Genomic DNA, 13,108 nt, shown 5'->3' on the forward strand with positions numbered 1-13,108 from the left:
CGCGCACCCGCCCCCACCGCACCGGCCGGCGGGCGCGGTGCCGGTGTCCGCGCCCGCCGGTCCGCGCAACCCCGCGACCTCCCGGGGCGTCCTCGTCCGGGCCCCTGACATGGGGGCACGGAACGGCACGCGACACGCATCGTGCGCCTCCTGTGCGCCCTATGTCGCCACAGAACCTTCCTTCGATAGGCTGTAAGGAACCCGCCCACCGCATATGCCTTGGCATGTCGCGGTACCGCGCCGTTCTCGCGGCCCCGAGGGTCCTCACGTATCCGTCGAATCCCGGTCGAATGTCACTCGACCGTCACGCAGCTCAAGGAGAGTCAACGAGCGATGGCCGGTCCAGCGTTCCGCGCCGCCGCCGTCCGGGTGCGCGTCCCCGCCACCAGCGCCAACCTGGGCCCGGGCTTCGATGCCCTCGGCCTCGCGCTGGGGCTCTACGACGACGTCGTCGTCCGGGTGGCCGACTCCGGGCTGCACATCGACATCGCGGGCGAGGGCGGCGAGACCCTGCCGCGGGACGAGAAGCACCTGCTCGTACGGTCGTTGCGCACCGCCTTCGACGTGCTCGGCGGGCAGCCGCGCGGCCTGGAGATCGTCTGCGCGAACCGCATCCCGCACGGCCGCGGACTCGGCTCGTCCTCCGCCGCCATCTGCGCCGGCATCGTCGCCGCCCGCGCCGTGACCATAGGCGGCGACACCAGACTCGACGACACGGCGCTCCTGGAGCTGGCCACCGAGATCGAGGGCCACCCGGACAACGTGGCGGCCTGTCTGCTCGGCGGGTTCACCCTGTCCTGGATGGAGGCCGGGGCCGCCCGGGCGATCAGGATGGAGCCCTCGGATTCCATCGTTCCGGTGGTTTTCGTGCCCGCGAAACCCGTCCTGACCGCGACCGCGCGCGGCCTGCTCCCGCGCACCGTGCCGCACGTCGACGCGGCCGTCAACGCGGGCCGTGCGGCCCTGCTCGTCGAGGCCCTCACCCGGCGCCCCGAGCTGCTGCTGCCCGCCACCGAGGACCGACTGCACCAGGAGTACCGCGCCCCGGCCATGCCGGAGAGCGCCGCGCTGGTGGAGCGGCTGCGCGGGGACGGCATCCCCGCGGTCATCTCCGGCGCCGGACCGACGGTGATGGCGCTGGCCGACGCGGGCACCGCCGACAAGGTGGAACGACTCGCGGGTACGGGCTGGGCCGCCAACCGGCTGAGTCTCGATGCGCAGGGCGCCTGCGTGCTGCCGCTGTCCGGCTGACACGCGATTGCCGGATTGGAGAGGGGGAATGTTTGTTGGATCCGGTAGTGTTAATCTCAAGTCTGCACCCGACCCCACCATGGCGAGGTGCTTCGTGTCCCAGTCCGGGACCAACATTCTTCCGGGAGCTCCCCAAGCCATTCTGTGTTCCGTACGCCGTATCCGGGCAGTACGTCGTACGCGGACGCTGAGCGGTCCACAGGGCACGCTCCGGAAACGGTGCTACCACGCCACGTGACACCGGGTGCCACGGCACGTCGCGGCAGCGCCACTCACCAGATATCTCTTCCGCCGCTTTGGCGGACCACCGCCCCGGCACGGTCCACACAGCAAGGACCGAAGCCGGACAGCACAACCGGTCGCCGAGCCAGACAGGCCGACGTCCGCTCCAGGGAAGGACCCTTCGTGAGCGACACCACCGATCTGATGGGCGCACGTGTCGAGGAGACCGCTGCCGCGCCCGCCACGGACGCCTCCGCGCCTGCTACCGGTGCCGGCTCCCGGCGGCGCCGCGGTACCGGCCTCGAGGGCATGGTGCTGGCCGAGCTGCAGCAGGTCGCCTCGGGCCTCGGCATCAGGGGCACCGCGCGGATGCGCAAGAGCCAGCTGATCGAGGTCATCAAGGAGGCGCAGGCCTCAGGGGGTGCCGCCCCCGCGAAGGCCGCGACCGCCGCGGGCGACGCCACCGAGACCAAGCCGAAGCGCCGCGCCACCTCCCGCACCCGCACGGGCGACGACAGCGCCGCGGGCAAGAAGGCGGCCGAGGCGCCGGCCGAGAAGGCCGCCGCCCAGCAGCAGATCGAGATCCCCGGCCAGCCGGCCAGCGACGCTCCCGCCGAGCGCCGCAGGCGCCGGGCCACCGCCGAGGCGGGCAGCCCCGAGACGGTCACCGCCGAGGCGAAGAGCGAGCCGAAGGCCGAGGCCAAGGCCGAGTCCGCCGCCCAGCAGGCGCAGCAGCAGGCCCAGGGCCAGCAGCAGGGCGACGCCAAGGGTGACACGGGCGATGGCGGCGAGGGCCGCCGGCGCGACCGCCGCGAGCGTGGCCGCGACCGCGACCGTGACCGTGATCGTGACCGGGACCGTGACCGCCGTGGCGGCAAGGGCGACGACCAGCAGGGCCAGCGCCAGCAGAACCAGCAGCAGGGCGGCGGCCGTCAGGACCGCAACGCCGGTCCGCAGGACGACGACGACTTCGAGGGCGGCCGCCGCGGCCGTCGTGGCCGCTACCGCGACCGTCGTGGCCGTCGTGGCCGCGACGACGTGCAGGAGCCGCAGATCACCGAGGACGACGTCCTGATCCCGGTCGCGGGCATCCTGGACATCCTCGACAACTACGCCTTCATCCGGACCTCCGGCTACCTGCCCGGTCCGAACGACGTGTACGTCTCACTCGCCCAGGTCCGCAAGAACGGCCTGCGCAAGGGCGACCACATCACCGGCGCCGTGCGCCAGCCCAAGGAGGGCGAGCGCCGCGAGAAGTTCAACGCGCTCGTGCGCCTGGACTCCGTCAACGGCATGGCGCCCGAACACGGCCGCGGGCGGCCGGAGTTCAACAAGCTGACGCCGCTCTACCCGCAGGACCGGCTCCGCCTGGAGACCGAGGCGGGCGTGCTGACGACCCGGATCATCGACCTCGTGTCGCCGATCGGCAAGGGCCAGCGCGGTCTGATCGTGGCCCCGCCGAAGACCGGCAAGACCATGATCATGCAGGCGATCGCCAACGCCATCACGCACAACAACCCCGAGTGCCACCTGATGGTCGTCCTCGTCGACGAGCGTCCGGAAGAGGTCACCGACATGCAGCGGTCGGTCAAGGGCGAGGTCATCTCCTCGACCTTCGACCGCCCGGCCGAGGACCACACCACCGTCGCCGAGCTGGCCATCGAGCGCGCCAAGCGCCTGGTCGAGCTGGGTCACGACGTGGTCGTCCTGCTGGACTCGATCACCCGTCTGGGTCGCGCGTACAACCTCGCCGCCCCGGCCTCCGGCCGCATCCTGTCCGGTGGTGTCGACTCGACCGCCCTGTACCCGCCGAAGCGCTTCTTCGGTGCGGCCCGCAACATCGAGGACGGCGGTTCGCTGACCATCCTCGCCACCGCCCTGGTGGACACCGGGTCCCGCATGGACGAGGTGATCTTCGAGGAGTTCAAGGGCACCGGCAACATGGAGCTGAAGCTCGACCGGAAGCTCGCCGACAAGCGCATCTTCCCGGCGGTGGACGTGGACGCGTCCGGCACCCGCAAGGAGGAGATCCTGCTGAACTCCGAGGAGCTGGGAATCGTCTGGAAGCTGCGCCGGGTGCTGCACGCGCTCGACCAGCAGCAGGCGATCGAGCTGCTCCTCGACAAGATGAAGCAGACGAAGTCGAACGTCGAGTTCCTGATGCAGATCCAGAAGACGACGCCGGCCCCCGGCAACGGCGACTGATCCGCACGGTCCGGCAGCGAAGGGCCGCTCCCGTCAGGGGGCGGCCCTTCGCCGTGCACGCAGCGCCGCAGCCGGGGTGCCCTCGCCCGCCCCGCAGCGCCCGGACAAGGCCGACGGGGGCCGGCGAGAGCTTCGCCACAGCACCCCGTACCGCCTCTGTGCAACCTTTGCACCGGTTACCTCGTCTGACCGTGAAGAGTGACGATGGTGCGGTACGGCTTCGACCGGGCCGGGCCTGACCCAGGCATCAAGGGGTAACCGACCGGAACGAGAGCTGAGGAGCACATGTCCCCCCAGAGCACGCCGGACCCCGGCATACCGGGGAAGAACCCCGCCCGGAGCCCCCGCCGCCAAGGCGCCGGGGGCCGCCGCCGCAAGCCCGCCACGGGGCGGCGCAAGGCGCTGGTGGCCGCGGCCTGGACCGCGGCGGGCATCGTTGTGCTCGGCGGCGCCGGCGCCGGCTTCCTGTACTTCAAGCTGAACGACAACCTGAAGACGGTCGACATCAACCAGGCGCTCGGCACCGACCGGCCCGGCAAGGCCGGCAACGGTTCCGAGAACATCCTGGTCCTCGGCTCGGACACCCGCTCCGGCAGCAACAAGAAGCTGGGCGGCGGCACCGACGACGGCAGCGCCCGCTCCGACACGGCGATGATCGTGCACGTGTACGAGGGCCACAAGAAGGCCAGTGTCGTCTCCATACCCCGCGACACCCTCGTGGACCGCCCGGAGTGCACCGACGCCAAGGGCGGCACGCACCCGGCCGCGCAGAACGCGATGTTCAACGAGTCCTACGGCACGGGCGGCGCCGCCTGCGCCGTGAAGACCGTGGAGTCGCTCACCGGCCTGCGAATGGACCACTACCTGGAGGTCGACTTCAGCGGCTTCCAGAGGCTCATCGACGACCTCGGCGGCGTCCAGGTCACCACGACCAAGGCCATCCACGACCCGAACAGCCACCTGAACCTCGACGCGGGCACACACACCCTGAACGGGCAGCAGTCCCTCGGCCTGGTCCGCACCCGGCACGGCGTCGGCGACGGCTCCGACCTGGGCCGCATCCAGCTCCAGCAGGCCTTCGTCAAGGCGCTGATCGACCAGGTCAAGCACGTGGGCCTCTTCACCGACCCCAAGAAGCTCTACGACCTCGCCGACACCGCGACCAAGGCCGTCACCACCGATTCCGACCTCGGCTCGGTGAACTCCCTGATCTCCTTCGCCGACGGCCTCAAGGGCATCAGCTCCTCCCACATGAGCATGGTCACCATGCCGGTCCAGTACGACCCGGCCGACCCCAACCGCGTGATCATCGAACAGACCAAGGCGCACCAGGTCTGGACGGCCCTGAGGAACGACCGGTCGATCCCGAGGACGGCCACGCAGGGCACGGCGACCGGTGAGGCAAAGGGCGTCGTGAGCGCCTCGTAGCCGATGTGCGGCTCCGCCGCGTCCCGCGGGGAATACCGGAGCCCGACCCCCGGTTTTGGGAGATGGCGCCAGTCCTGGCAGACTGGTCCGTCGGCCCCGGTTCACGCCCCCGCATCCCGCGGCGGCGACCCGGCGCCCTCCCGAACATAGGAGACACCTTGAAGCGCGACATCCACCCCGAGTACGTCGAGACGCAGGTCAGCTGCACCTGCGGCGCGTCGTTCACCACCCGCAGCACCATCGAGTCCGGCACCATCCGGGCCGAGGTCTGCTCCGAGTGCCACCCGTTCTACACGGGCAAGCAGAAGATCCTCGACACCGGTGGCCGTGTGGCCCGCTTCGAGGCCCGCTTCGGCAAGGCTGCCGCCGGCTCCAAGAAGTAGCGAGCCCCATTTCGCCGGTCCACGGCCGCGCCCTTCACCGGGGCGCGCCCGGGACCGGCGTTTTTGGTCGTCCGCCCTTCCCCTCCCCCAGCAGTAGCAGGAGCCCAAGATGTTCGAGGCCGTCGAGGAGCTCGTCGTCGAGCACGCCGACCTGGAGAAGAAGCTCGCCGACCCGTCGGTCCACGCCGACCAGGCGAACGCGCGCAAGCTCAACAAGCGTTACGCCGAGCTGACCCCGATCGTCGCCACGTACCGCTCCTGGAAGCAGACCGGCGACGACATCGACACCGCGCGCGAACTGGCCGCCGACGACCCCGACTTCGCCGCCGAGGTCAAGGAGCTGGACAAGCAGCGCGAGGAGCTGACCGAGAAGCTGCGCCTGCTGCTCGTGCCGCGCGACCCCAGCGACGACAAGGACGTCATCCTGGAGATCAAGGCCGGCGCGGGCGGCGACGAGTCGGCGCTCTTCGCCGGCGACCTGCTGCGCATGTACCTGCGCTATGCCGAGCGGGTCGGCTGGAAGACCGAGATCATCGACGCCACCGAGTCCGAGCTGGGCGGCTACAAGGACGTCCAGGTCGCGGTGAAGGCCCGCGGGCAGATCGAGCCCGGCCAGGGCGTGTGGGCCCGGCTGAAGTACGAGGGCGGTGTGCACCGCGTGCAGCGCGTGCCGGCCACCGAGTCCCAGGGCCGTATCCACACCTCGGCGGCGGGTGTCCTCGTGACCCCGGAGGCCGAGGAGGTCGACGTCGAGATCAACCCGAACGACCTGCGCATCGACGTCTACCGGTCCTCCGGGCCGGGCGGCCAGTCCGTCAACACCACCGACTCCGCGGTGCGCATCACGCACCTGCCCACCGGAGTCGTCGCCTCCTGCCAGAACGAGAAGAGCCAGCTGCAGAACAAGGAGCAGGCGATGCGCATCCTGCGCTCCAGGCTGCTCGCCGCGGCGCAGGAGGAAGCGGAGAGGGAGGCCGCGGACGCCCGCCGCAGCCAGGTCCGCACCGTCGACCGCTCCGAGAAGATCCGCACCTACAACTTCCCGGAGAACCGCATCTCCGACCACCGGGTCGGCTTCAAGGCGTACAACCTGGACCAGGTCTTGGACGGCGAACTGGCCGCGGTGATCCAGGCCTGCGTCGACGCGGACTCGGCCGCCAAGCTCGCGGCGGCGTGAGGCCGCGGACCGCGTGAGGCACGTGGAGCAGACCGCGTAAGGCACCTAGACAGGACGCACGTCCCGCGCCGGCAGGCACGGCACCTACGCACCAGTACCGAGCACGGAGGACCAGCGTGCAGCAAGAATTCGGGGGGCGACCCCCAGGCCCCCGCAGCGTGCTGCTCGCGGAGGTGGCGCAGGCCACCCAGCGGCTGGCCGACGCCGGTGTCCCCTCGCCGCGCAACGACGCCGAGGAGCTGGCCGCTTTCGTGCACGGGGTCAAGCGCGGCCAGCTGCACTCCGTCAAGGACGCCGACTTCGACGCCCGCTACTGGGAGGTCGTCGCCCGGCGCGAGCAGCGCGAGCCGTTGCAGCACATCACCGGGCGGGCCTACTTCCGCTACCTGGAGCTCCAGGTCGGCCCGGGTGTCTTCGTGCCACGGCCCGAGACCGAGTCCGTGGTCGGCTGGGCCATAGACGCCGTGCGCGCCATGGACGTGGTCGAGCCCTGCATCGTGGACCTGTGCACCGGCTCGGGCGCCATCGCGCTCGCCCTCGCCCAGGAGGTGCCGCGCTCCCGCGTGCACGCCGTGGAGCTGAGCGAGGACGCGCTGACGTGGACCCGCAAGAACGTGGAGGGGTCCAGGGTCGACCTGCGCCAGGGCGACGCCCTGACCGCCTTCCCGGACCTCGACGGTCAGGTCGACCTCGTGATCTCCAACCCGCCGTACATCCCGCTGACCGAATGGGAGTACGTCGCCCCGGAGGCCCGCGACTACGACCCCCAGCTGGCGCTCTTCTCCGGCGAGGACGGTCTCGACCTGATCCGCGGCATCGAGCGCACCGCGCACCGGCTGCTGCGCCCGGGCGGCGTCGTCGTCATCGAGCACGCCGACACCCAGGGCGGCCAGGTGCCGTGGATCTTCACCGAGGAGCGGGGCTGGGCGGACGCCGCCGACCACCCCGACCTCAACAACCGGCCGCGGTTCGCCACCGCCCGCAAGGCGCTGCCATGAGCCCGGCACAGCCCACCACCAGGACTTCAGACCAGCAGTACGTGTACGAGGAGGCCCGCTGACAATGGCACGGCGATACGACACCAACGACGCGACCGACCGCGCGACGGGTCTGCGCGAGGCCGCGTCCGCCGTCCGCCGGGGCGAACTCGTGGTGCTGCCGACGGACACCGTGTACGGCATCGGGGCCGACGCGTTCTCCTCGGAGGCCGTGGGCGATCTGCTTCAGGCCAAGGGCCGCGGGCGTGCCATGCCCTCCCCGGTGCTGATCGGTTCGCCGAACACGCTGCACGGGCTGGTCACGGACTTCTCGGAGATGGCCTGGGAACTGGTCGACGCCTTCTGGCCCGGCGCCCTCACCCTCGTCGCCCGCCACCAGCCGTCCCTCCAGTGGGACCTGGGCGAGACCCGGGGCACGGTCGCCGTGCGCATGCCGCTGCACCCGGTCGCCATCGAGCTGCTCACCGAGTTCGGCCCGATGGCCGTGTCCTCGGCGAACCTCTCCGGCCACCCCGCGCCGGAGACCTGCGACGCCGCCCAGGAGATGCTCGGCGACTCCGTCTCCGTCTACCTGGACGGCGGCCCGACCCCCGGCATCGTGCCGTCCTCCATCGTCGACGTCACCCGTGAGGTGCCCGTGCTGCTGCGCGCGGGCGCGCTGTCGGCGGAGGAACTGCGCAAGGTCGTACCCGACCTCGAGGTGGCGAATTGACGGCGCCCGACACCCCCGGGTCCACGCACCGGCTCCCGCAGGGGGGACCCCCATGCGTGGCATAGGCGGGAAGGACGAGCCGGTGATCCCGACGCAGCCGGGGCTGCCCGGCGGGGCCTTCCGCATCCTCCACGTGAGCACCGGCAACGTCTGCCGCTCGCCCATCACCGAACGGCTGACCCGGCACTTCGTGGCGGACCGGCTCGGCGACCCGGCCGGCGGCGGTCTGATCGTGGAGAGCGCGGGCACCTGGGGCCACGAGGGCGCGCCCATGGAGACCAACGCCGAGACGGTCCTCGCCGACTTCGGCGCGGACGCCTCCGGCTTCACCGGGCGGGAACTGCTGGACGAGCACGTGATCCGCGCCGACCTGGTCCTCACCGCGACCCGCGACCACCGTGCCCAGGTCATCTCCATGGGGCACTCGGCGGGCCTGCGGACCTTCACGCTCAAGGAGTTCACCCGGCTGGTGAAGGCCATCGACCCGGCCACGCTGCCGCCCCTGGAGGAAGGCGTGGTCGAGCGCGCGCGGGCGCTGGTGCGCGCCGCCGCGGCCCTGCGCGGCTGGCTGCTGGCGCCGAACGCGGAGGCGGACGAGGTCTACGACCCCTACGGCGCCCCGCTGCCGTTCTTCCGCTCGATCGGCGACGAGATACACGAGGCGCTGGACCCGGTGGTGACGGCACTCACGGGGGTCGCGGCACGAGCCTGACGGCGCGCGGACGCGGCGGACGCAGCGCGCCGCAACGCCACGAAGCCTGTGCGGCCCGCCAGGGCGGAGCGGTGCGCGGGCGCGGCGGGGACCGGAGCCCGGTGGTGACCGCGCTGACGGGCGTCGCGGCGTGCACCTGAGGGCGCGTGGGGGAGCGGCCGGCGGTCCCCCAAGGCCGCGGGGGCCACACGCGCCCCGGACGTCCCCGTGAAGGCGTAACGACCGCGCGCCCCACCCGGCGCAGGCCTACATTGGACGTACGTCACCGTCGACCGCCCGGAGCCCGTCATGTCGGTCATCCCCGCTCCAGAGGCCGATCTGCTGCGGCGGCAGGACCCGGAAGTGGCCGACATCGTGCTGGGGGAGCTGGCGCGGCAGTCGACGACGCTGCAACTGACCGCCGCGGAGAACTTCACCTCGCCCGCGGTGCTGGCCGCGCTCGGCTCGCCGCTGGCCAACAAGTACGCCGAGGGCTACCCCGGCGCCCGCCACCACGGCGGCTGCGAACTCGTCGATGCCGCCGAACGGCTCGCCGTGGAGCGGGCCAGGACGCTCTTCGGAGCCGAGCACGCCAACGTCCAGTCGCACTCGGGTTCGTCCGCGGTGCTGGCCGCCTACGCGGCGCTGCTGCGCCCCGGGGACACCGTGCTCGCGCTCGGCCTGCCCTACGGCGGGCACCTCACGCACGGCTCGCCCGCGAACTTCTCCGGGCGCTGGTTCGACTTCGTCGGCTACGGCGTCGACGCCGAGAGCGGACTCATCGACCACCAGCAGGTGCGCGCGCTGGCCCGTACGCACCGGCCCAAGGCGATCGTGTGCGGCTCGATCGCCTACCCGCGCCACATCGACCACGCCTTCTTCCGCGCGGTCGCCGACGAGGTGGGCGCCTACCTGATCGCCGACGCCGCGCACCCGATGGGCCTGGTCGCCGGGGGAGCGGCGCCCAGCCCGGTGCCGTACGCCGATGTGGTGTGCGCCACCACCCACAAGGTGCTGCGCGGGCCGCGCGGCGGGATGATCCTGTGCGGAAGCGAGCTGGCCGAGCGCGTGGACCGGGCGGTGTTCCCGTTCACCCAGGGCGGCGCCCAGATGCACACCATCGCCGCGAAGGCGGTGGCGTTCGGCGAGGCGGCCACCCCGGCGTTCGGCGCCTACGCCCACCAGGTGGTCGCCAACGCGCGCGTCCTGGCGGCGTACCTGGCCGCCGAGGGCCTGGCGGTGACCACCGGCGGCACCGACACCCATCTGATCACCGCGGACCCGGCACCGCTCGGCGTCGACGGGCGCACCGCGCGCGGGCGCCTGGCCGCCGCGGGGATCGTCCTGGACTGCTGCGCGCTGCCGCACTCCGGCGCCCGCGGGCTGCGCCTGGGTACGGCCGCGGTGACCACGCAGGGCATGGGACAGGAGGAGATGGCGCGGATCGCGGTGCTGCTGGGCAAGGTGCTGCGCGGTGAGCTGGACGGTGCGCGGGCGCGCGAGGACGTGCGCGAACTCACCGCCGCCTTCCCGCCGTATCCCGGCTGAGAGGGGCCGAAGGCCGGGCGGCGCAGGGCTTGCACGGCAGGCTCGTACGGGGGTGAGAAGGCCCCGTGGGGGTAGGCGCAGGACCTGCGGAGCCCGCGCACAGCCGTATGTGCAACCATCGTCGCTACCCGGAAGTCCCCATACATATGCTCGCGTCGCTAGGGTGTGAGGCTGAGATGGCCAGCGAGACCTGTGGGGAAGCCTGTGCGTGAATACCTGCTGACGCTCTGCATCACGGCCGCGGTGACGTACCTGCTGACCGGGCCGGTGCGCAAGTTCGCGATCGTGGCGGGGGCGATGCCGGAGATCCGGGCGCGTGACGTGCACCGGGAACCCACTCCGCGGCTCGGCGGGATCGCGATGTTCTTCGGCATGTGCGCGGGTCTCCTGGTCGCCGACCACCTCACCAACCTCAACGAGGTCTTCGAGAAGTCCAACGAGCCGCGCGCGCTGCTCTCCGGGGCGGCGCTGATCTGGCTGATCGGTGTCCTGGACGACAAGTTCGAGATCGACGCCCTGATCAAGCTGGGCGGCCAGATGATCGCCGCCGGTGTGATGGTGATGCAGGGCCTGACGATCCTGTGGCTGCCGGTGCCGGGCGTGGGCACGGTCGCGCTGACCCAGTGGCAGGGCACCCTGCTGACGGTGGCGCTCGTCGTGATCACGATCAACGCGGTCAACTTCGTCGACGGCCTGGACGGCCTGGCCGCCGGCATGGTGTGCATCGCCGCCGCCGCGTTCTTCATGTACGCCTACCGGATCTGGTACTCGTACGGCATCGAGGCCGCCGCCCCGGCCACCCTGTTCGCGGCCGTCCTGATGGGCATGTGCCTGGGTTTCCTGCCGCACAACATGCACCCGGCGCGGATCTTCATGGGCGACTCGGGCTCCATGCTGATCGGTCTGGTCCTCGCGGCCGGAGCGATCTCGGTGACCGGGCAGGTCGACCCGGACGTGATGAAGCTGTTCTCCGGCTCCGAGCGCAACGCCGTGCACCAGATGGTGCCCGTCTACATCCCGCTGCTGATGCCGCTGACGATCATCGCGATCCCGGCCTCCGACTTCGTCTTCGCGGTGGTGCGCCGCACCTGGCGCGGCCAGTCGCCGTTCGCCGCCGACCGCGGCCACCTGCACCACCGACTGCTCCAGATCGGCCACTCGCACAGCCGGGCCGTGCTGATCATGTACTTCTGGGCGGCGCTGATCGGCTTCGGCGCGCTCGGCTACTCGGTCAACTCGGCCTCGATGTGGATCGTGCTCGGCATCGTGCTGCTCAGCTTCTTCGGTCTGGTCCTCCTGCTGCTGCCGCGGTTCACGCCGCGCGCCCCGCACTGGGCGGAGCAGTTCGTGCCCCCGCGCTACCGGCGCCGGCGTCGCCGGGCGGCCGGGGCACCGGCGGCCGGGGCGCGCACGGGGACGTCCGCACCGGTCGGCGCCGGGACCGCCGAGGCGTCGGAGGCGGAAGGGACGCAGGGGGCAGACGGTCCGCGGGAGGCTCCGGAGCGCGCCGCGACGGTGGCCGCCGGAGTGGCCGGAGTCAACGGCGCGACCGCCGTGGGACCCCGATCGCGTGTCCTCGACGGGCGCAAAGCCGGAACGTCACGCTGACGCCCAAGGTAAGAATCTGACTAAAGCGTTGCCTGTTCATGGGGGACGAAAGCGGGCTAATACCAGACAAGTTGCCCCTGTTTTTGCACAGACGGGCACAGTCACTCTCATGTGTGACAGCCAGCACACCCACTTGGTAAAGACCGCATCAAATAGTTTGTGATACCGTTCACGAGAACCCCGGACAGAGCCGAAGGACCCCGATGCAGGGGCCCCTTGGTGATGAGGTTCCTCTCTCGAACCGGGGACTACGCTCGTCCATGACGACACCCTGCCCCCCTGTGAAAGCGGAGTTGCCGCCATGCCCTCCAATGACGTCCGGAACCTACTGCACACCGCCGTGCCCACCGCCGCCGTCGGTGTGGTCGCCGTGGCGGTCAGCGGTGCGGTCGCCGGAGGCAAGGGCGCGACCGGGGCCGTCGTCGGGGTGGTGCTCGCCATCCTCTACATGGGGATCGGTCTCTACGTACTGCAGTGGACCGCGAAAACGCTTCCGCAGCTCTTCCAGGCCATGGGCCTCATGCTCTACGTCGCCCAACTGCTGCTGCTCTTGATCTTCTTGGCCCTCTTCAAGGGCACCACGCTGTTCAGTGCGAAGGCGTTCGCGTTCTCGCTCGTCGTCGCGACCGTCGCATGGATGGCCGCACAGGCGCGCGCACACATGAAGTCCAAGATCTTCTACGTGGAACCGGACTCCGACAAGAGTGAGAAGTCCGAGAAGACAGGGTCTTCGTCGTGAGGGGTAGGCCCGGGATAAAGGCGTGTGAGATCTCCTGCTATCGTCCGGTGCCAACTGCGGCATCGCGGGCACGGGCATCTGAGCTGACGCCTGCTCGATCGCGAGGCTCGATGCCTGCCGGCCGCCCCCACATCCGTCACACCAGT

Annotated in this window: 11 protein-coding genes; all 11 read left to right on the top strand. The window is 71.2% G+C overall.

Annotated elements, in window-relative coordinates; all coding sequences use genetic code 11:
- Positions 1–333 precede the first annotated feature (333 nt).
- The 11 genes from thrB (at position 334) to ACFC02_RS05910 (ending at position 12,962) form a co-directional block, all read left to right on the top strand.
- Positions 334–1,251: a homoserine kinase gene (gene thrB, locus ACFC02_RS05860; protein ID WP_376352718.1), complete on the top strand. Its 918-nt coding sequence runs from the start codon at positions 334–336 to the stop codon at positions 1,249–1,251.
- 405 nt (positions 1,252–1,656) lie between these two features.
- A complete protein-coding gene (gene rho, locus ACFC02_RS05865) occupies positions 1,657–3,678 on the top strand; it encodes a transcription termination factor Rho (protein ID WP_376352721.1) in 2,022 nt (673 codons plus the stop codon).
- 285 nt (positions 3,679–3,963) lie between these two features.
- Positions 3,964–5,106 carry an LCP family protein gene (locus ACFC02_RS05870; RefSeq protein ID WP_376352724.1) on the top strand — a complete coding sequence of 381 codons (1,143 nt, stop codon included), beginning with the start codon at positions 3,964–3,966 and terminating at the stop codon, positions 5,104–5,106.
- A 158-nt stretch (positions 5,107–5,264) separates the two neighbouring features.
- Complete coding sequence (rpmE, locus tag ACFC02_RS05875) at positions 5,265–5,489, top strand: 50S ribosomal protein L31 (RefSeq protein ID WP_019326867.1); 225 nt, start codon at positions 5,265–5,267, stop codon at positions 5,487–5,489.
- Between the two features lie 109 nt (positions 5,490–5,598).
- Positions 5,599–6,666, top strand: coding sequence for a peptide chain release factor 1 (gene prfA / locus ACFC02_RS05880; protein WP_360969334.1), 1,068 nt, complete (start codon positions 5,599–5,601; stop codon positions 6,664–6,666).
- Positions 6,667–6,824: 158 nt separating this feature from the next.
- Positions 6,825–7,664: a peptide chain release factor N(5)-glutamine methyltransferase gene (prmC, locus tag ACFC02_RS05885; protein WP_376352797.1), complete on the top strand. Its 840-nt coding sequence runs from the start codon at positions 6,825–6,827 to the stop codon at positions 7,662–7,664.
- 64 nt (positions 7,665–7,728) lie between these two features.
- On the top strand, positions 7,729–8,376 hold the full coding sequence (locus tag ACFC02_RS05890; protein ID WP_360969333.1) for an L-threonylcarbamoyladenylate synthase: 648 nt from the start codon (positions 7,729–7,731) through the stop codon (positions 8,374–8,376).
- Between the two features lie 52 nt (positions 8,377–8,428).
- Positions 8,429–9,088: a protein-tyrosine-phosphatase gene (locus ACFC02_RS05895; protein WP_376352729.1), complete on the top strand. Its 660-nt coding sequence runs from the start codon at positions 8,429–8,431 to the stop codon at positions 9,086–9,088.
- Between the two features lie 288 nt (positions 9,089–9,376).
- Positions 9,377–10,615, top strand: coding sequence for a serine hydroxymethyltransferase (gene glyA, locus ACFC02_RS05900; RefSeq protein ID WP_376352732.1), 1,239 nt, complete (start codon positions 9,377–9,379; stop codon positions 10,613–10,615).
- Positions 10,616–10,819: 204 nt separating this feature from the next.
- A complete protein-coding gene (locus tag ACFC02_RS05905; protein ID WP_376352735.1) occupies positions 10,820–12,223 on the top strand; it encodes an MraY family glycosyltransferase in 1,404 nt (467 codons plus the stop codon).
- Between the two features lie 301 nt (positions 12,224–12,524).
- Positions 12,525–12,962 carry a hypothetical protein gene (locus ACFC02_RS05910; protein WP_376352738.1) on the top strand — a complete coding sequence of 146 codons (438 nt, stop codon included), beginning with the start codon at positions 12,525–12,527 and terminating at the stop codon, positions 12,960–12,962.
- Positions 12,963–13,108: the final 146 nt, after the last annotated feature.

Origin of the sequence: Streptomyces sp. NPDC056160 (assembly GCF_042268205.1) — a bacterium.
Taxonomy (GTDB): domain Bacteria; phylum Actinomycetota; class Actinomycetes; order Streptomycetales; family Streptomycetaceae; genus Streptomyces.